Origin of the sequence: Lactococcus sp. FSL W8-0209, from assembly GCF_038006585.1 — a bacterium.
In the GTDB taxonomy this organism is placed as follows: domain Bacteria; phylum Bacillota; class Bacilli; order Lactobacillales; family Streptococcaceae; genus Lactococcus; species Lactococcus lactis.
In genome coordinates this window covers 1,933,652-1,953,871 of the sequence record NZ_JBBOVN010000001.1, presented here as the reverse complement: position 1 = coordinate 1,953,871, position 20,220 = coordinate 1,933,652, and the positions used below count along the sequence as shown (strand labels likewise).

General features: G+C 35.0%; 14 protein-coding genes. All 14 read left to right on the top strand.

The genetic code is table 11. The features are described 5' to 3' along the window. The first annotated feature begins 183 nt into the window (after window positions 1-183). Window positions 184-1,779, top strand: a complete 1,596-nt coding sequence (locus MKX45_RS09630) for a glycoside hydrolase family 13 protein (protein WP_340817277.1) — start codon at window positions 184-186, stop codon at window positions 1,777-1,779. Window positions 1,780-1,805: 26 nt separating this feature from the next. After that, the gene (locus MKX45_RS09625) at window positions 1,806-2,411 is read left to right on the top strand and encodes a sugar O-acetyltransferase (RefSeq protein ID WP_021470128.1); all 606 of its coding nucleotides are present in this window, start codon (window positions 1,806-1,808) and stop codon (window positions 2,409-2,411) included. Continuing rightward, window positions 2,401-3,975, top strand: a complete 1,575-nt coding sequence (locus MKX45_RS09620; RefSeq protein ID WP_340817114.1) for an alpha-amylase family glycosyl hydrolase — start codon at window positions 2,401-2,403, stop codon at window positions 3,973-3,975. The genes MKX45_RS09625 and MKX45_RS09620 overlap by 11 nt, the downstream gene beginning before the upstream one ends. Before the next feature lie 42 nt (window positions 3,976-4,017). Then, window positions 4,018-5,727, top strand: a complete 1,710-nt coding sequence (locus MKX45_RS09615; protein ID WP_057720097.1) for an alpha-glucosidase — start codon at window positions 4,018-4,020, stop codon at window positions 5,725-5,727. Window positions 5,728-5,749: 22 nt separating this feature from the next. Next, window positions 5,750-8,005, top strand: coding sequence for a glycoside hydrolase family 65 protein (locus tag MKX45_RS09610; protein ID WP_340817113.1), 2,256 nt, complete (start codon window positions 5,750-5,752; stop codon window positions 8,003-8,005). Between the two features lie 152 nt (window positions 8,006-8,157). Continuing rightward, complete coding sequence (locus tag MKX45_RS09605; RefSeq protein WP_003130365.1) at window positions 8,158-9,132, top strand: LacI family DNA-binding transcriptional regulator; 975 nt, start codon at window positions 8,158-8,160, stop codon at window positions 9,130-9,132. Window positions 9,133-9,309: 177 nt separating this feature from the next. Then, on the top strand, window positions 9,310-9,978 hold the full coding sequence (locus MKX45_RS09600) for a response regulator transcription factor (protein WP_021722129.1): 669 nt from the start codon (window positions 9,310-9,312) through the stop codon (window positions 9,976-9,978). A gap of 93 nt (window positions 9,979-10,071) precedes the next feature. Next, on the top strand, window positions 10,072-11,442 hold the full coding sequence (locus MKX45_RS09595) for a sensor histidine kinase (protein WP_042230545.1): 1,371 nt from the start codon (window positions 10,072-10,074) through the stop codon (window positions 11,440-11,442). A gap of 147 nt (window positions 11,443-11,589) precedes the next feature. After that, window positions 11,590-13,332: a 1-deoxy-D-xylulose-5-phosphate synthase gene (locus tag MKX45_RS09590; RefSeq protein ID WP_010906088.1), complete on the top strand. Its 1,743-nt coding sequence runs from the start codon at window positions 11,590-11,592 to the stop codon at window positions 13,330-13,332. Window positions 13,333-13,448: 116 nt separating this feature from the next. Further along, window positions 13,449-13,715 (top strand): membrane protein insertion efficiency factor YidD, encoded by a 267-nt coding sequence (yidD, locus tag MKX45_RS09585; protein WP_012898265.1) that lies wholly within the window; start codon window positions 13,449-13,451, stop codon window positions 13,713-13,715. 121 nt (window positions 13,716-13,836) lie between these two features. Next, window positions 13,837-15,270 carry a 6-phospho-beta-glucosidase gene (locus MKX45_RS09580; protein WP_021722126.1) on the top strand — a complete coding sequence of 478 codons (1,434 nt, stop codon included), beginning with the start codon at window positions 13,837-13,839 and terminating at the stop codon, window positions 15,268-15,270. Window positions 15,271-15,528: 258 nt separating this feature from the next. Next, the gene (locus MKX45_RS09575; protein ID WP_340817112.1) at window positions 15,529-18,234 is read left to right on the top strand and encodes a YhgE/Pip domain-containing protein; all 2,706 of its coding nucleotides are present in this window, start codon (window positions 15,529-15,531) and stop codon (window positions 18,232-18,234) included. A 97-nt stretch (window positions 18,235-18,331) separates the two neighbouring features. Next, the gene (locus tag MKX45_RS09570) at window positions 18,332-19,072 is read left to right on the top strand and encodes a demethylmenaquinone methyltransferase (protein ID WP_015426856.1); all 741 of its coding nucleotides are present in this window, start codon (window positions 18,332-18,334) and stop codon (window positions 19,070-19,072) included. A gap of 36 nt (window positions 19,073-19,108) precedes the next feature. After that, window positions 19,109-19,942: an Rgg/GadR/MutR family transcriptional regulator gene (locus MKX45_RS09565; RefSeq protein WP_057720087.1), complete on the top strand. Its 834-nt coding sequence runs from the start codon at window positions 19,109-19,111 to the stop codon at window positions 19,940-19,942. The last annotated feature ends 278 nt before the right edge of the window (window positions 19,943-20,220 follow it).

The window sequence follows — 20,220 nt, the reverse complement described above, 5'->3', positions numbered from 1 at the left end:
AAAGAAACTATCGGCTTTGCTGATAGTTTTGTCAGTAAAAATTGCTGACAGAATCTTTGGTTTAGTGAGTATTTTACTGACGGGATTAGCTTATAAAGCAGTCAGTAAAATTTTAATTGAGTTCATTCTCCTATATCCTGGGAAAATAGGAAAATGAACTCACATCTTAATGGAGTAGTTAATATGAAAGAAAATTGGTGGCAAAAAACAGTCGTTTATCAGATTTATCCGCGTTCTTTTATGGATGCTAATGGTGATGGTGTTGGTGATTTGCAAGGAATTATCTCTAAATTAGATTATCTTGAAAAACTTGGGATTGGTGCAATTTGGTTGAGTCCAGTTTATCAATCGCCAATGGATGATAATGGTTATGATATTTCTGATTATCAAGCAATTGCTGATGTTTTTGGGACGATGGCGGATATGGATGAATTGCTCAAGGAAGCTAAAAAGCGAAACATTCAAATTGTTATGGATTTGGTAGTTAATCATACTTCAGATGAACATAAATGGTTTGTGGAAGCTAGAAAATCAAAAGATAATGCTTATCGTGATTATTATATTTGGGCTGATGAACCCAATGGTTTGCAATCTACCTTTTCTGGTTCTGCTTGGGAATTTGATGAGGAATCGGGCCAATATTTCCTTCATCTTTTTAGCAAGCGTCAGCCAGACTTAAACTGGGAAAATACTCAGGTTCATCAAGAAGTTTATGACATGATGAATTTCTGGATTGATAAGGGAATCGGCGGTTTTCGCATGGATGTGATTGACTTGATTGGGAAAGAAATTGACCAAGAAATCACAGGAAATGGGCCTAAATTACATGAGTATTTGCATGAGATGAATCAGGCAACTTTTGGTCAGAAAAATTTGCTGACCGTAGGTGAAACTTGGGGAGCAACACCAGAGATTGCGGAACTTTATTCTGATCCTAAACGTCAAGAGTTATCAATGGTTTTCCAATTTGAACACATCACAAATGCTTATCTTGATGAGGGTGAAAAATGGGATAAAAAGGAATTTTCAGTTTCAAAACTTAAAGAAATTTTAGCCAAATGGCAAGCTTTAGAAAAAGGTTGGAATTCACTTTTTTGGAATAATCATGATTTACCACGGATTGTCTCAAATTGGGGAAATGACGGGAAATATCGTTTGAAATCAGCTAAAGCTTTTGCGATTTTATTGCATTTGATGAAAGGAACGCCTTATATTTATCAAGGTGAAGAGCTTGGAATGACGAATTATCCTTTTGAATCAATTGAAGAAGTCAATGATATCGAGTCACGGAATATGTTTGCTGAACGCTTAGCTGCTGGTCATTCTGAAAATGAAATCATGGATTCAATTCGTCGTGTTGGTCGTGATAATGCAAGAACACCGATGCAATGGACGGCTGGAGAAAATGCAGGTTTTACTGATGGAAAACCTTGGCTCGCTGTCAATCCTAATCATGAAGAAATTAATGCTGATCAAGCCATGAGTGATCCTGATTCTGTTTTTTATACTTATCAAAAGTTGATTGAACTTCGTAAACAACATGATTGGGTCATTTATGGGGACTTCAAGTTGATTGATTCTGAGGCTGATGTTTTTGCATATTTGCGGACTTATAAGGGCAAGAAATATTTGGTCGTTGCCAATTTATCTGATGAAGAAAATCAATTTAAAACAGGATTTGTCTGTCGTGACTTATTGATTCACAATGAAAATTTCCTGCCTGAACTTTCTCAGATTAAATTAAAAGCTTGGGAAGCCTTTGCTTGCGAAGTGGAATAGTTAAAGCGCAAAAGGGTGAGGTGAAAATGAGCGAATTTAAAAGAATGGTTGCTGGCAAACTCTATAAAGCAAGTAAGGTTGAACCAGAATACAAACCTGATAATAATCGAGCATTAAATCAAGAAATTAACCAACTCAATCTACTTGATACAGAAAAAATTGTGGCACTTGAAAAAGAACTTTTTGGTCAAACTGGCGATGAGTTATTTGTAAATCCACCGCTTTACATCGACTATGGTAAAAATACAAGAATTGGTCAGCGCTTTTATGCCAATATGGACTGTATTTTTCTGGATGTTGCACCGATTACGATTGGCGATGATGTGATGTTTGGACCTCGCGTCAGTCTGATTACGGCTTCTCATCCAATAGATGCCGGAGTTCGACAGCGTGGACTAGAATATGGAAAAGCGATTACGATTGGTAACCGAGTTTGGCTTGGTGCAGGAGTAATTGTTAATCCGGGCGTTACGATTGGCGAAAATACAATTGTGGGTTCGGGAACGGTAGTGACGAAAAATTTGCCAGCAAATGTGATTGCAGTAGGTAATCCAGCACGAATTCTCCGCGAAATTACTGATTCTGACCGACTTTACTGGGAAGAAAAAGAGAACGAATATTATGAAAAATAAGCTTTTACTTCTGTCAGTAACTTTACTGGCGACGTGTACTTTAAGTGCTTGTCAAAAAGCAAATTCAAAAGATTCATCAGTAAAAAAAGCGGCTGTCAGCCAAAAGGTTGATAGGAGTTTGTATCGTAATTTTTATGAAATATTTACGAGTTCATTTGCCGATTCAAATCATGATGGCGAAGGTGATTTAAATGGGGTCACGCAACATTTAGACTACTTGAATACTGGAAAATCCAATTCTACAACGGATTTGAAAGTGCAAGGACTTTGGATGACACCGATTTTTGCTAGTCCTAGTTATCATGGCTATGATGTCACTAATTACGAAGAAATTAATCCTAAATTTGGGACAATGGCTGATTTTGAAAATCTGATTGCTCAAGCTAAAAAACGAGGAATTGCTGTGATTTTAGATATGCCATTTAACCACACGGCGACTGATAATGTTTGGTTTCAAAAAGCACTAGCTGGCGACAAAAAATATGTGGCTTATTATAATTGGTCGGATACAGCAAAAGAGGGTTATAGTTTAGCCAGCAATGGCAAATACTATGAGTCAGAGTTTGATAAATCAATGCCAGACCTCAATCTTGCCAATCCTGAGGTCAAAAAAGAAATTGCAAAAATTACGAAATTTTGGTTAGACAAAGGTGTTTCTGGTTTTCGTTTGGACGCTGTCGGTTTTTATTTCTCAAATGATGACAAAAAAACGACGGTCTTTACCAAATGGCTGACAGACACGGTCAAAAAGCAAAATCCAAAAGCTTATTTAGTGGGCGAAGTTTTTTCAACGGCTTCTGTAATTGATGATATTTATCAGTCAGGTATTGATTCATTATTTGACTTTCCGAATGCTTTGCAATCGAGTTCAAGTCCAATTAATTCGGCTTTAGTCTTAGGTGAAGGTTCTTTATTTGGTCAACAAATTGAAGCATGGGACCAAGAAATTCATGCGGATAACCCGAAAGCCATTGACGCTCCTTTCTTGAGTAATCATGACACAGACCGATCTGCAACCCTTTTAAGTTCTTTATCCATGCAGAAAATGGCTGCTCAAACTTATCTTTTGATGCCGGGAAATCCATTTATTTACTACGGTGAGGAATTGGGGCTGACAGGTTCTGGCATTGACCAAAATAAACGTTTGCCAATGTCGTGGAATGCTGCTGGGACAGATTCTCCCAAAGCGGATATTTCTGTGCCAGGTGCGACAGAAATTGCCACAACTGACGGAGGCTCAGTAGCTCAACAAGAAGCCAATCCAAATTCGCTGCTCAATTGGTACAAAAAAATCTTGCGGGTCAAAGCAAAATATCCTGAAATTGCGACTGACAGATTGAAAAATATTTCTGTCAGTGAAGAGAGCTTGTCTGTCATTAATTATGGAAAGGATTTGACTATTATCAATAATTTTTCCGATACAGAAAATGTGACAATGAAACTCCCAAAAAGCATTGTTGGGACAAAAATCACTGACCAACTTTCTGTCAGTAGTTCTCAAGCAAAATTAACTGATAGAAAATTGACAATACCAGCTTACAGCACCGTTATTTTGAAAAAATAAATAAGTTCAGTTTAGGGACTTTAAAAATGAAAATGTAAAACTATGAAAAAAATAAAAACAAATGATTTTCACAAGATGGTAGGTTATCAGATTTATCCAAAATCTTTCAAAGATAGCAATGGAGATGGCATTGGCGACATCAATGGCATCATTGAAAAAATTCCTTATCTACGTGAATTGGGGATTGATTTTATCTGGATAAATCCAATTTACAAGAGTCCACAAGTTGACGGGGGCTATGATATTTCTGATTATCAAGTCATTGATGAAATGTTTGGCTCACTTGAAGATTTTAAAAAATTACTAGATAAAGCGCATGAAAATGGCTTGAAAGTCATCATGGATTTGGTAGTCAATCATACATCAGACCAACATCCTTGGTTTTTAGAAAGTCAAAAATCAAAAGATAATCCTTACCGTGATTATTATTTGTGGGAAGACGCTAGCCCTAACCAAATGCCAAATGATTGGATTTCCTTTTTTGGTGGTTCAACTTGGGCTTATGATGAAAAAACAAAACAAGCTTATTTTCACGTTTTTGCCAAAGAGCAGCCTGATTTAAATTGGAAAAATCCCAAAGTCCGGCAAGAAATTTATGACATGATTCGCTGGTGGTTAGATTTGGGAATAGATGGCTTCAGATTAGATGCGATTTCACACATTCAAAAAATGCCATGGAACTATAAAATTAAATCTTGGAAAGGCGACGGCCCGTGGGTGCCTTTCATGAATGTTGCTGGGATTGAAACATATATGTCAGATTTGAAAGCTATTTTTGATGAATATGGTGCTTTGACTGTTGGGGAAGCTTCAGGGGTTCGCTCCAAGCAAGCGCCCGACTGGACCGATGAAGCTGGCTATATCAATATGATTTTTGAATTAGAACATAATGTCAGAAAATCAAATGGCAATGGTCAGGGCAGTATTTATGGCTACAAAAAAGTCATTATGCGTTGGCAAGAAGATTTGCTTGAACGGGGTTGGAATGCTTTGTATATTGAAAATCATGACCAACCAAGAAGTATTGATACTTTTGGCGATGGTTCAATAGAATCAGCAAAAGCGTTGGCTGTCAGTTATATGCTCTTAAGAGGAACGCCTTTCATATATCAAGGGCAGGAATTTGGGATGACTAATTTTCCATTTACTGACGCAAAGCAATTACGAGCTGATGAGATTAAAAAGAAATATGAAATGTTAATGACAGAATTGTCAGCAAAGCTGTCAGTTCCTCAATCTGCCGATTCAACATCTTCCGTTGGTCGCGTTGAACTGACAGAACTGTCAGCAAATCAAGCACTAGCAGAAGTCACCCAAAATAGTCGTGAGCACTCAAGAACACCAATGCAGTGGGACAATTCTAAAAATGCAGGATTTACAAGTGGACAAGCTTGGATGGAAATGAATCCAAATTTTTCTGTTATTAATAGTCAAACTAATCAAGAACTCATTGAACTTTATAAAAAATTGATTGAATTACGGCATCAAGAACCAGCGATTTCAGAGGGTTCAATTAAATTTCATTTTAAAAGACATCCTCAAGTTTTAGTTTATGAACGAGCTGAATTTTTAATTATTGTCAATTTGGCTGACAAAAAAGCTCATTTAGATTTTACAAAACTTGACAGTTTTACTGACAGCTCTGCTGAAAATTCTGTCATTAATTATCAACAAGTCTTGGGCAGTTCAAATCAAAAATTTCAAGAAAAAATGGTTCTGTCAGCCTGGGAATATCGGGTTTATAAAAAATAGAAGGTGAGAACAAGATAACACTATGAAACAAATCAAAAGAATTATGGGCATTGACCCTTGGAAAATTACATCAAATCAGATTGAAAAAGAAGACCGTCGTTTGCAAGAATCACTTACTTCTATTGGAAATGGTTACATGGGAATGCGCGGAAATTTTAGTGAAACTTATAGTGGCGATAGTCACCAAGGAACTTACATTGCAGGGGTTTGGTTCCCAGATAAAACACGTGTAGGTTGGTGGAAAAATGGTTATCCTGAATATTTTGGTAAAGCAATCAATGCCCTCAATTTTGCTTCTGTCAGAGTTTTTATTGATGACAAAGAGGTTGATTTAGCCGCAAGTCATGTGACTGATTTTAATCTGTCGCTTGATATGGAAAAAGGGGTACTCACCTATACTTATGTAGCTTATGGAGTACGTGTGACTGCCGAAAGATTTTTCTCAATTGCTCAACAAGAACTTGCGGTTTTTGCTTTCATGTTTGAAAGCTTAGATGGTGAAATTCATCAAATCCGTACAGCCTCAATCATTGATGCAAATGTTCGTAATGAAGATTCCAACTACGATGAAAAATTTTGGACAGTAAAAAACCTTGATAATACAGCTACAGGTTCATTTATTGTCACTGAAACAATTCCTAATCCATTTGGAGTTGAACAATTTACGGTAGCAGCTAAACAAAGCTTTGCAGGCGATTTTACTCGAGTTAAGCAAGAAACAAAAGAAAGTTCTGTTTTAGATGTTTACGAAGCAAAATTAATAGAAAATGCACCACTCACCTTTATCAAAAATGTTTTAGTTGTCACAAGTCGTGATATTGAACCCTCGAATTTAACAAAGGTGCTATCAAATTTGACCCTTGAAATTTCTAAGAAAACATATCATGAATTTTATAAAGAACAAGAAATCGCTTGGAAAAAACGTTGGGAAATTGCTGATGTACAAATTGACGGTTCAGCAGAAGCTCAACAAGGGATTCGCTTTAATCTTTTCCAACTTTTCTCTACCTATTACGGCGAAGATGAACGTTTAAATATTGGCCCTAAAGGATTTACTGGAGAAAAATATGGCGGAGCAACTTATTGGGATACAGAAGCCTATGCCGTTCCATTATACTTGGCGCTTTCTGATGAAAAAGTTGCTAAAAATCTTTTAAAATATCGTCATAATCAATTGCCGCAAGCACAACATAATGCCCGTCAACAAGGACTTAAAGGTGCTTTGTATCCAATGGTTACTTTTACAGGTGTTGAATGTCATAATGAGTGGGAAATTACATTTGAAGAAATTCACCGTAATGGAGCAATGGCTTATGCGATTTATAACTACAGCAACTACACGGGAGATGAAACTTATCTTGCTCATGAAGGCTTAGAAGTTTTGATTGAAATTGCTCGTTTTTGGGCAGATCGTGTGCATTATAGTAAACGAAATGATAAATACATGATTCATGGAGTCACAGGCCCAAATGAGTATGAAAATAATATCAATAACAACTGGTACACTAATAAATTGGCAGCTTGGGTTTTGACTTATACTGCTGAAAGTTTAGCGAAATATCCACGCCCAGATTTAATTGAAGGAGCTGAAATTGCTCACTGGGCAGAAATTGTGGATAAAATGTATTATCCAGAAGATGAAGAATTGGGTATCTTTGTTCAACATGATGGCTATTTAGATAAAGATTTGACTCCAGTGGCTCAACTTGACCCTAAAAATCTTCCATTGAACCAAAATTGGTCTTGGGATCGAGTGTTACGTAGTCCATATATTAAGCAAGCAGATGTGCTTCAAGGAATTTATTTCTTCGGCAATCAATTTTCATTAGCCGAAAAACAACGAAATTTTGATTTTTATGAACCATTAACTGTTCATGAAAGCTCACTTTCTCCATCAATTCATGCGATTTTAGCAGCAGAGCTTGGCATGGAAGACAAGGCTGTTGAAATGTATGAAAGAACAGCTCGTCTTGACTTAGATAATTATAATAACGACACAGAAGATGGACTTCACATCACATCAATGACTGGCTCATGGTTGGCGATTGTTCATGGTTTTGCCCAAATGAAAACCTGGGATGGTCAATTGAGTTTTGCCCCACTTTTACCACAAGCATGGACGGGTTATGCCTTTCACATTAACTATCGCGGACGTTTATTAAAAATTTCTGTTGGTCAAGAAGTGAAACTTGAATTATTACGTGGCCAAGCCTTAAATCTTGAAATCTATGGTGAAAAAATTGAATTAAAAGATTTTTATGTTACAAAAACAAAGTAATTTGATGTCTTTAAATGACTTTTTTATCAAAAATCTAAAAAATAGTTGAAAATTAATCGAAAATTTGGCAAAATAAAATTTCAGAGTGTCAAATAAAAGAAAGAGAAAGGAGCGCTGAGTTGAGCTGGGTTTAGCTAGTCTCAAGTGAAAATATGGCAGTTACAATTAAAGATGTTGCAAAAAAAGCTGGTGTTAATGCCTCAACGGTCAGTCGGGTCATTAAAGATAGTTCAGAGATTTCGGACAAAACAAAAGTAAAAGTTCGCAAAGCCATGCATGAATTAGGTTATCGAAGGAATGCAGCGGCTCAGATTCTAGCTTCGGGAAAAACAAATACAATTGGTGTTGTTTTCCCGCCAGTGGCTGACAAAGCGAGCCAACCTTTCTTTATGAAAATATTGACCTCAATCAATGAAACAGCTCGTGATTACGATGTTTCAATCGCTATTGCGACTGGCCATTCAGCCAAAGAGTTGAAAAAACAGATTGAACTTCAATATTCAGAAAAGCGAGTTGACGGATTTATCGTGCTTTACGCTGGAAAAAATGATGAAGTTCGCGATTATTTATTAGAAAATAAAGTTCCTTTTGTTTTAGTTGGAACTCCGGCTGAAGGAAAAAATGAAATTACCCATGTGGATAATGATAATATGCTGCTTGGACGCGAGGCTGTTCGTCATTTAGCACAATTAAAACATCAAAATATTTCATTTGTGACCGATACGAAAGAAACAGAAGTTTTTGAAGAACGTTATCAAGGTTTTAAAGATGAATCCGAGAAACTTGGGCTCAATCATGACCTCTTGTTTATGGATGCTAATTTTTCCTTGCGAAACGAAACAGCTCTTGTAGTTATGGATGATGTCTTGTCTTTAAAAGTTGTGGAACGTCTAAGAAGTCAAGGTTTAAATGTTCCAGAAGATGTGAGTTTAATTACTTACAACAACTCTATCTTTGGAGCAATGATTCATCCTTATTTAACAACTTTTGACATTCATATTGAGCAATTAGGGGCAAGTGCAATTAAGAAAATCTTGGACTTACGAGATAAGAAAGAAAATTTGCCAGAAAAATCAATTATTCCTTTTGAATTAATTATTAGAGAATCAACAAAAGCTAGAATTTAAGTTCTAGCTTTTTTAGTTTTGTTTAAGATAAGGTTAAGCCTAGTACAAGACAAAAATATGATAATAGTGTAAAATAATAGAAAGGGATGGGCGCAGTTTTATTGACTTTCCAAGCAATTTAACTAAAAATAATTTATAAATTATGAGCCCTAAAAAAAGTGAAAAGGGATGGATTCAATGATTAAAATTTTATTAGTGGAGGATGATTTATCACTCTCAAAATCTGTTTATGATTTCTTAAAATCATTTGCGCAAGTCAAACAGGTTTATGATGGTGTTGAAGGACTCTATGAGGCAGAATTGGGAATCTATGATTTAATTTTGCTTGATTTAATGCTTCCAGAAAAGAATGGTTTTGAAGTCTTAAAGGAATTACGTGAGCAAAATGTAGATACGCCAGTCTTAATCATGACTGCTAAAGAATCTTTGGATGATAAAATGCACGGATTCGACATTGGAGCAGATGATTATTTAACAAAACCTTTCTATTTAGATGAACTAAAAGCACGTATTCAAGCACTTTTGAAACGGACAGGTAAATTAGAAGATTCAAACGGTTTGACTTATGGAAATATTCGTTTGAATTTATCAAATAAATCAACTTTAGTTGATGATCAACCTGTTGATTTAATCGGAAAAGAATTTGATTTAGTCGTTTATTTAATGCAAAATCAAAATGTTATTTTGCCAAAAGAGCAAATTTTTGACCGGATTTGGGGCTATGACAGTGATACAACAGTTACTGTTGTTGAAGTTTATATGAGTAAAATTCGGAAAAAATTGAAAGATACAGAATTTGTCAATAATCTTTCAACCTTGCGAAATGTTGGCTATATCCTGAGATAAAATTTTACTGACAGCTTATTGTATAGAGGTGAAATTCATCTATTAAATTAACAAAAAGTTCTGTCAGTAAATCTATCTAGAAATGAGACCTCTTTGAAGAAAATAATTAAAAAAATTAAATCTTCAGCTATTGTAAAAAATGATGGGAAAAATTTCCTTCATTTTTTTCTAGCTTTTACAGTCATTTTTGTTGCTTTAGCCGTGATTATTATTCAAGTCATGCAATTAGGAATGTATCGAGCGACTGACCAAAATTTACACAATTTGGCTCAAAACCGAGTGTTTTTGGAAGAAGCAGCGAATAATCAATTAGGAACAAATAATTCACAAGATAGTGGCTTTTATGGACCAAATAATAGTGTAATTTTTTATGATTCAGAAGGAAAAAACTTTATGCCATCAACGGGCTCAAATGCAAATATAAGTACAAACTTTGGCATGAGTCTTTTGCAAAAAGCAATGAAATTTAATGAAAAACATATAAATACAATTCAGACAGTATCTGTAAAAAATCCTTATGGAGATAATTTGCACTATCGTTATTACACAACATCGCAATTTATCATTACAAATTCTGATGGTACTGTGACGCCAGTTTATATGCAAATTTTTTCAAACGTTGACCAAATTCAAGATGCCATGAGCCGGGCCATGTGGGTCATTGTGACAACAATGATTACTTTCTGGCTACTATCAATAATTATTAGTCTATATCTTGCAAACTGGACTTTAAGACCTATTCTGGCTGCTTATGAAAAACAAAAAGAATTTGTTGAAAATGCTTCACATGAATTGAGAACACCTCTGGCAATCTTGCAAAATCGTCTAGAATTACTTTTCCAAAAGCCGACAGCAACAATTATTGATGAATCAGAAAATATTTCTGAAAGTTTATCAGAAGTTCGTAATATGCGATTATTAACAAGTAACTTACTGAACTTAGCTCGTCGAGATTCTGGAATCAGAATTGAGCCAGAGGCGACTACGGCAACTTATTTTGAGAATATTTTTAATAGCTATGAAATGCTTGCTGAAAACGCAGGTAAAAAGTTTTCAGGCCATTTGAAATTAGATGGAACGATTAATTTGGACCAAGCCCTGATTAAACAATTGCTAACCATCTTATTTGATAATGCTCTTAAATACACGGGTGATGAGGGTGAAATCTCTGTAGATGTTCAAAAAAATGGAGGATTCTTAGTTTTTGCTGTCGCCGATAATGGTGAAGGAATTTCTGATGAAGATAAGAAAAAAATCTTTGACCGCTTTTTCCGAGTAGATAAAGCAAGAACACGTCAAAAAGGTGGCTTAGGTTTGGGTCTTTCTCTGGCCAAACAAATTGTTGAAGCTTACAATGGGAAGATTACAGTTGAAGATAATAAACCTAAAGGTACAAAATTCATTGTTAGAATTCGTGTGGACAGCACAATTTCAAATCCTGCAAAAATTTTCCAAAAGTTGTAAAATATGATAGGAAAAAATTACTGACAAATTATGATAAGATAATAGTAACATTCAAATTATGACAATTTTGTCAGTCGATTTACTAGTTTTTAAAGACAATTTCTGTTAGTAAATAACTAAGTAAATCTAAAAAGGAGAAAATCAGAGATGTCAGTGTTAGAAAAAATAGACAGCCCAGCGGATTTAAAAAAAGTATCAAATCAAGAACTAGAAGAATTAGCTTCAGAAATTAGAACAGCAGTTCTTCATAAAGTATCAAACATCGGTGGACACGTTGGCCCAAACTTGGGTGTGACTGAATTAACAATTGCCCTTCATAAAGTTTTCAATTCACCAATTGATAAGTTTATTTGGGATGTTTCTCACCAAACTTATCCACATAAAATTTTGACTGGACGTAAAAATGGATTTACTGATGGACATTTCCATGACATCACACCTTACACCAGTCAAAGAGAATCAGAACACGACTTTTTCACAGTTGGCCATACCTCAACTTCAATTGCTAATGCCTTAGGTTATGCCAAAGCGCGTGATTTGACAAATGACAAAGGCAACATTGTTGCAGTCATTGGTGACGGTTCACTTTCTGGGGGACTTGCTATGGAAGCCCTCAATAATGCCGGAGATTTCAAAGGAAACCTCATTATTTTAGTTAATGATAATCAAATGTCAATTGCTGAAAATCATGGAGGACTTTACCGTAACCTTGCTGAACTTCGGGCGACAAATGGTCAAGCCGAAAATAACTTCTTTAAAACTTTTGGTTTAGATTATAAATATCTTGAAAATGGAAATGATATTGAATCTTTAATTCACCTATTTGAAGAAGTAAAAGATATCGACCATCCAATTGTCCTTCATATTCATACTGAAAAAGGACGTGGTTATCAACCAGCTCTTGAAAATAAAGAAGCTTTTCACTGGCACATGCCTTTCGATTTAGAAACTGGTCAATCAAAAGTGATTGATTCTGGTAAATCTTATAGTTCAGTTATGTTGGATTACATGGATAAAAAGGTTTCAGAAGGCCTTCCTCTTGTTGCCATCAATGCAGCAATTCCAGGAATCTTTGGACTGAAACAATTTGCAGCTAAATATCCTGACCGTTATATTGATGCAGGAATTGCTGAGCAATTTACCATTACTTTTGGTGGTGCAATGGCTGCGGCAGGTGCTCGTCCAATTATTTTCCACAATTCTACTTTTGTTCAACGTGCTTATGATCAATTTTGGCATGACTTAGCAATTAATGAAGAACCAGCAATTGTTATTGTTAAAGGTGGAGTTATTTCAGGTTCAGATGAAACACACCAAGGCTCATCAGCCATGACTTGGATTTCAAACATTCCAAATATCAAATATCTTGCTCCAACTTCTGAAGAAGAATTTATTTCAATTCTTGATTGGGCTCTTGAGCAACATGAAGAACCAGTTGTGATTCAAATGCCAGAACACGGCTTAGAATCACGTCCGACTGTTCTCACAGATTATTCAACCCCTTCATATCAAATGACAAAATCAGGCGAAAAAGTTGCCCTCTTGGCACTTGGCGGCCTTTATTCACATGGTGAAAAAGTAGCTAAAGTTTTGGCTGAAAATGGAATTAATGCAACCCTAATAAATCCACTTTTCATCAACGATTTGGACCAAGCTTTCCTTGAAAACTTAGTTGAAAATCATCAAGTTATTGCAACGATCGAAGATGGAATTCTTGACGGAGGATTTGGTCAAAAAGTTGCTTCCTTCCTTGGTAAGTATGATGTTAAAGTTTTGAACTTTGGTGCGAAACGTGAATTTAATGATTCTGTTCCAGTGACAGAACTTTATAATCGTTATCATTTGACACCAGAACTTATGGTTGCTGATATTCTTAGTCTTTTGAAATAAAAATTTACTGACAGATGTTCCAGAATATTTCTGTCAGTAAAAATAAAGAACTGATAATGTCTGTCAGTAAAACTAGCAAGAATGATGATAAGTTCTTACTTAATAAAGTGAAATAGATGAAAAAAGTATTAGTAAAAGCAGTACATGGCTACCAACGCTGGATTTCTCCAGCCTTGCCACCAGCCTGTCGCTATTATCCTACCTGCTCCAATTACATGATTCAGGCCATTGAAAAACATGGACCAGCCAAGGGTTTGGCAATGGGGACAGCACGTATTTTACGTTGTCACCCATTTTGCCAGCCAGGATATGATTTAGTTCCAGACCATTTTAGTTTGCGAAGAAATTGGGCAGAACCAGAAAAAGAAGAAGACTCAAATTAATTTGAGTCTTTTCTATTTATAAAATTATAGAAAACGCTCCAAAAAATAGATGAAATCGCTATCAAATGTCATAAAAAAATGTTAAAATTAAAAAAAGAATAAAAAAGGAGTGTCATCTATTATGCCATTTAGTAAAGATTTTCTCTGGGGCGGAGCAACTGCAGCTAATCAATGTGAAGGCGGCTATAATCAGGGAGGACGTGGGCTTGCCAATGTCGACCTTGTTCCACACGGAAAAGACCGTTTTCCAATTATTACAGGGGAAATGAAGCACCTTGAATTCGATGAAGACCATTTTTATCCAGCAAAAGAAGCGATTGATATGTATCATCATTGGAAAGAAGACCTCGCACTTTTTGCTGAAATGGGATTTAAAACCTATCGAATGTCTATTGCTTGGACAAGAATTTTTCCAAAAGGTGATGAACAAGAGCCAAATGAAGAAGGCTTGCAATTTTATGAGGATATTTTTAGAGAATGCCAACGTTTAGGAATTGAACCCTTAGTAACCATCACTCACTTTGATTGCCCTGTCCACCTAATTAAAGAATATGGTGGCTGGCGTAATCGAAAAATGGTTGGTTTCTATGAAAATTTAGCCAGAGCAATTTTTACTCGTTATAAAGGATTAGTTCGCTATTGGTTGACATTTAATGAAATTAATATGCTCCTACATGCTCCATTTATGGGAGCAGGACTTGTTTTTGAAGAAGGAGAAAATAAAGAACAAGCCAAATACTTAGCCGCTCATCATGAACTATTAGCATCGGCTTTAGCAACAAAAATTGGACATGAAGTTGACCCAGAAAATAAGATAGGCTGCATGTTAGCTGCTGGAGATTACTATCCATTTGATTGTAATCCAGAAAATGTTTTTGAAGCTCAAAAACAAAATCATGATAATCTCTTTTTCATTGATGTTCAATCACGTGGAAAATATCCAAACTACCTTTTAAAGAGATTAGAGCGTGAAGAAATTACACTTCCGATTGAAAAAGGCGACTTAGAAATCCTTGCTGAAAACACAGTTGACTTTATTTCATTTAGTTACTATGCAAGTCGAGTCGCTAAAGTCAAGGATGAGGATGCAGATAAATCAGCTGGAAATATCTTTGAATCTGTAAAAAATCCTTATTTAGAGGCCAGTGAATGGGGTTGGCAAATTGACCCACTTGGTTTAAGAATCACAATGAATTCTATTTATGACCGCTATCAAAAACCATTATTTATTGTAGAAAATGGTTTAGGAGCAGTAGATAAACCTGATGAAAATGGATTTGTAGCTGATGATTACCGAATTGATTACATGGCTGCACACATCAAAGAAATGAAGAAAGCAGTTGAACTTGATGGCGTTGAACTATTAGGTTATACTTCTTGGGGATGTATTGACTTAGTATCAGCAGGAACGGGTGAGATGAGCAAACGTTATGGATTCATCTATGTCGACCGAGATGATTATGGTAAAGGAAGTTTGAAACGGACGCCTAAGAAATCATTTAACTGGTACAAGAAAGTTATTGCAAGCAACGGTGAAGATTTAACAAATGAATAATTAAAAAGGGGGGCTTTCCTCCTTTTTTTATCAAACAAAACATTTCTTTGATTTAAGATTTTTATCTAGCAAGAAAAATTTACAATAGTTAAGCAAGTGTCCATTAAAAGGAAGCAGTGCTAGAACTTTTTTATGAAATATGATAAAATCGTGTATTGCGTAATTTTTAAATCCGCAGTCATGAAGTATGAAAAAGCCTCGATGATATTTAAGAAATTTAAAAAGTTACAAGTGAGATAAGAATGATGAGGATAAGAAGTGAAAAGTATTAAAAATACATGGAAGTTGTTTGCCCTAGACTGGAAGCGAATATTTAAAAATCCCGTGGCGACTTTTTTAATTGTCGCCCTAATGATAATTCCCTCTTTATATGCTTGGTTTAATATTAAAGCCCTGTGGGACCCCTATGCCAATACTTCGCAACTGCCAATTGCGGTCTATAGTGCAGATAAATCGGCAAGTTTTCAAGATAAAACCATCAATATTGGTGATGAAGTACTGAAAAATTTAAAGAAAAATCACCAATTAGGCTGGAAATTTGTTGATTCCAAAGCAGATTTAGATAAAGGTGTGAAATCTGGGAAATACTATGCTGGGATCTATTTACCAAAGGATTTTTCAAAGGATCTCTTAAGTTTCACCACGGGTGATATTAAAAAACCACAAATTGTTTATTCAATTAACGAAAAAATCAATGCCATTGCTCCCAAAATAACATCAAAAGGAGCCTCTTCTCTACAATCGCAAATTTCTGAAGAGTTTATCAAAACGGCAAGTAGTACCCTTTTAAAAACCTTCAATACAATTGGTTACGATATTGATAAAAACATGATAAGTATTCAGAAGGTTAAATCAGCGATTTTATCAACTAATGATAATTTAGGAACCATTGATAAATACACTCAACAAGTTGTTGACCTTCATGGAAAAATGCCAGAAATTAAAGAAAAACTGGCAAAAGCTAATGAATTTATCACTTATTTACCAGAAGTAGATGCTTTAGGTCAAAAGGTCATTAAATTAAATGATAAAATGCCAGAAATTGATAAAAGTTTTTCACTCGTTTTGACCCTTCAAGAGAAAATACCTGAGATTCAAAATGCTGGAAAACAAATCTCGATGATTGATGATGACTTTGCGTCAGTAGAAAGTACCATGACTCAAGGTATTCAAGAAGCCAAACAAGGTTTACAAATTATCAATCAAGTCCAAAAATCAATGCCAGACATTAAAAAATTGGGACAAGATGCTGATAGTTTGGGGACTATAACCTTGGATGCGGCTAATAAATTACAAACAGCACTGCCAGCAATTACAAGTAGTTCTAAGGTTGCATTAGAATCTATTAAAGATTTTTCTAATGATACTTCGACAATTATTGGTGTGATTGAAAAAGCGATTGATGACAATCAACTTACTCCAGAAGAAAAACAACAGATTAATAGTCTTATCACTACTTTCGTCACTAATATCAACCAACAAAGACAGTCAATCAAAACAACGGTTGACTATCTCAAGCAAATTCAAGAAAGTAACGGAAGTCATGATTTAGATTCAGTAATTGAAAATCTAACTAACTTAGAATCATTACTTTCAAGTCTTAATGACAGAATGAATCATCTTAACGATTTGATTCAAACAGGGGATGTTTCTGATGTCAAAAATTATTTTGATGAAATTAATAGTTTAGCCACTAATATTTCTAATATAGCAAGTCAAATCAATGTAGATGAAATTAATTCAACTATTAAGCAAGCTCTAACAACCTTAATTAATACCATAACAGACGCTAAAGGTTTATTAAATCAAGCTCAACAAATCGACTTTGATGCCTTACTAAATTCAACAAGTCAAACAGTTTCTAATGCTATTACCATTTTAGAAAAATATCAAGGCGAAATGCCAGCCATTAAACAAGAAATTCATGATGCGAATGTAATGTTAAATGGCAATATGACAACGATTGTTAATGCAATTAATGAAGGAGCTAATCTCTATAAAAATGAGTTTCCTACTCTTAAAACTAAGTTAGGGACAGCTTCTGATTTCTTTAAAAATGATTATGCTGGTGTTCGTAAAGATTTGACAGATACCTTAACAATGGCAAATGATAAAATGCCTGATGTTGAGTCTGCTTTGAATCAAGCCAATGATTTAATCCAAAATGATTGGCCTGAAATCAAATCAGGAATTCAAAAAGCAGCCGCAGCCATTCAAAAAGGTGAAAAAGAAGTTGACTTAGGTGAAATCGTCAAACTCCTAAAATTAGATGCAACCAAAGAAAGTGACTTCCTGACACAACCAGTTGAAGTCCAAGAAAATCAAATCTACCCGATTGCCAACAATGGTTCAGCAAGTACACCTTTCTATACTGCGCTTTGTCTGTGGGTCGGTGCAGTCTTACTTTCAAGTTTGGCAACAACGGAGGTTCACTTATCAGATAAAGATAAAAAACGTTATTCTAAACGTGAACAATTCTTTGCTCGAATGGGAAGTTTCGTAGCCATTGGACTTGCTCAAGCCTTGATTGTAACGCTTGGAAATTATTTTGGTTTAGGAGTAGATGTAAGAGATCCATTCTACAGTGTTCTCTTTGCCTTACTAATATCCATAGCCTTTATGATAATGGTTTATGTTCTGGTCGCACTGTTTGGCAATGTAGGTAAAGGAATAGCGATTATCATCCTGGTTCTTTCCATTTCTGGTGGTGGTGGGAACTATCCAATCCAAGTTTCTGGAAAATTCTTCCAAGCCATTAATCCTTATTTACCATTTACTCACGCTGTCAACCTTTTACGAGAATCAGCGGGAGGAATTTACTGGCCAAATGCTTGGTTTGCGATAATTATCCTTGTAGCAGTATCAATTGTGTTTGTTGCAATAGGTGCCTTCCTCTTCCCACACTTTGAAGATAAAACGAAGAAGATTTCCGAAATCGGAAGCAAGAGTCATTTCTTCCATTAATGTTAAGAAAACTACTGACAGACTGGTCAGTAGTTTTTCTGTTATTTATAATCATAATGAGCAAATAGTAAGGGAGAACTTGTGCTATAATATGTCTATGACAAAAGTAAACGAAGAACGTGTACAAGAAATTTTTAATAGTATTTCATCAGATTATGATAAAATGAACGCCATTATCAGTTTTAAACAACATGATTTATGGCGTGCTAAAACAATGAAAAGAATGGGAGATTTAACTGGTCTGTCTATTCTTGATTTGTGTTGTGGAACTGGAGACTGGACTTTTGATTTATCTGAAAGTGTCGGCCCTTCTGGTAAAGTAATTGGTCTTGATTTTTCAGAAAATATGCTCGAAATTGCTAAGGCTAAACTCAAAGAGGAAGCGAAGAAAAATATTGAATTTCTCCAAGGAAATGCAATGGCATTACCTTTTGAAAATGAAAGTTTTGATGTAGTTACGATTGGTTATGGTTTAAGAAACACACCTGACTATCTTACTGTATTAAAAGAAATTTTTCGTGTATTAAAACCAGGGGGCAGAGTAGTTTGTATCGAAACTTCACACCCCACATTGCCAATTTATAAACAAGCTTTTGAACTTTATTTTAAAAATGTCATGCCCTTTTTTGGTAAAGTTTTTGCCAAATCTTTAAAAGAATATCAATGGCTTCAAAAATCAGCAGAAGATTTTCCAGATGCCAAGACACTTGAGGAACTTTTTAGAAAAGCTGGCTTTGTTGCCGTAGAATATCAAAAACATGGCGGTGGAGCAATCGCAAGTCATTTTGCCACTAAATCCAAAAAACCTAAATCAAATATTCGTATTGGTAAAAAGTAATCGGTCAATAAAAAATAAAAATTTCGAGGAAAAAATATGCCTTATAAACGTTATGGGGAAATTTTTAAAAAACTACGAGAACAAAAGAATTTTTCGCTTTCTCATTTTTCAGAAATAGGAATCTCAAAAGCGAGTTTATCAAGATTTGAATTAGGTCAAACCATGATAAGCTTTGAACGCTTGGATAGTGCGCTGCAAGAGATGAATGTGACTTTAGCTGAGTATGAACATTTTATCAATAATTTTTCAATGGATTATAAAGAAGAATTTTTAGAAGATATAATTCTTGCGGATATTGCAGATGACGTCGATAAACTTCACAATCTCTATCTAGAAGCTATGGAATATGATTCAAAAATGCTAGCTTATTGTGCTAAAAGTCGTTATGAAATCCTGACACAAACGGAAGCTGACGATGTGGTTGAATATCTCTATGATGTTGGAGAATGGGGCTATTTTGAGCTTTCGATTTTTTATCTGACTTTGGATAGTTTCAGTGAACGAGAAATTATGTATTTGATGAAAGAACTCTGGGGGAAGAGTAAACACTTATATGGTGTTTTTAAATATCGCAGAAGAGTTCTTCAATCTTCGTATCGAGCGGTCGTTTTGCTTTCCTCAAAAGGAGCTCGTGACTCAGCTAAAAGTATCTTGCAAAAAAGTTACCCTAAAGATGATTTCTACGACCTCTATGTTGAAAATCTAAGAAATCTGGCACATGGTTTTTATAGCTATTGTTTCAAAGACAAGATAAGCGGTGAAAAGCAAATCAAAAATGCCATTGAAATTTTTCGACAAGTTGGGTATAAAGATTTAGCAGATTATTATCAAAAACGCTATCAAAAGCTTTTAGGAAAATTATTAACATAAAAAAGTCTCCAGATTACTTCGTTGCATTTCTGCAATGATTTAAAAATGAGGCTTTTTTTCTGCTAAAATAAAATTAAAGATAAAAGAAAGCGCGCTTGAAAATTAATGGAAAGGAGAAATATATTAAAAAAATTTAATAGGATGAACAAAATTGCACAAAAATATAATAGAAAGAAGGAAATTCTTATGAAACCAAAACAAATTTAAGTAATCCTAATAGCTTTAGCAGTTTTTTCAGAATTTTACTCAATATCAGTGTCTGCCGATTCAGTTGTTTC

Bases quoted from the DNA above. Each gene is read 5' to 3' on its own strand.
- MKX45_RS09565 (WP_057720087.1), top strand. From the start codon at position 19,109: ATGCCTTATAAACGTTATGGGGAAATTTTTAAAAAACTACGAGAACAA.
- MKX45_RS09610 (WP_340817113.1), top strand. From the start codon at position 5,750: ATGAAACAAATCAAAAGAATTATGGGCATTGACCCTTGGAAAATTACA.
- yidD (WP_012898265.1), top strand. From the start codon at position 13,449: ATGAAAAAAGTATTAGTAAAAGCAGTACATGGCTACCAACGCTGGATT.
- MKX45_RS09615 (WP_057720097.1), top strand. From the start codon at position 4,018: ATGAAAAAAATAAAAACAAATGATTTTCACAAGATGGTAGGTTATCAG.
- MKX45_RS09625 (WP_021470128.1), top strand. From the start codon at position 1,806: ATGAGCGAATTTAAAAGAATGGTTGCTGGCAAACTCTATAAAGCAAGT.
- MKX45_RS09590 (WP_010906088.1), top strand. From the start codon at position 11,590: ATGTCAGTGTTAGAAAAAATAGACAGCCCAGCGGATTTAAAAAAAGTA.
- MKX45_RS09600 (WP_021722129.1), top strand. From the start codon at position 9,310: ATGATTAAAATTTTATTAGTGGAGGATGATTTATCACTCTCAAAATCT.
- MKX45_RS09630 (WP_340817277.1), top strand. From the start codon at position 184: ATGAAAGAAAATTGGTGGCAAAAAACAGTCGTTTATCAGATTTATCCG.
- MKX45_RS09620 (WP_340817114.1), top strand. From the start codon at position 2,401: ATGAAAAATAAGCTTTTACTTCTGTCAGTAACTTTACTGGCGACGTGT.
- MKX45_RS09580 (WP_021722126.1), top strand. From the start codon at position 13,837: ATGCCATTTAGTAAAGATTTTCTCTGGGGCGGAGCAACTGCAGCTAAT.
- MKX45_RS09570 (WP_015426856.1), top strand. From the start codon at position 18,332: ATGACAAAAGTAAACGAAGAACGTGTACAAGAAATTTTTAATAGTATT.
- MKX45_RS09605 (WP_003130365.1), top strand. From the start codon at position 8,158: ATGGCAGTTACAATTAAAGATGTTGCAAAAAAAGCTGGTGTTAATGCC.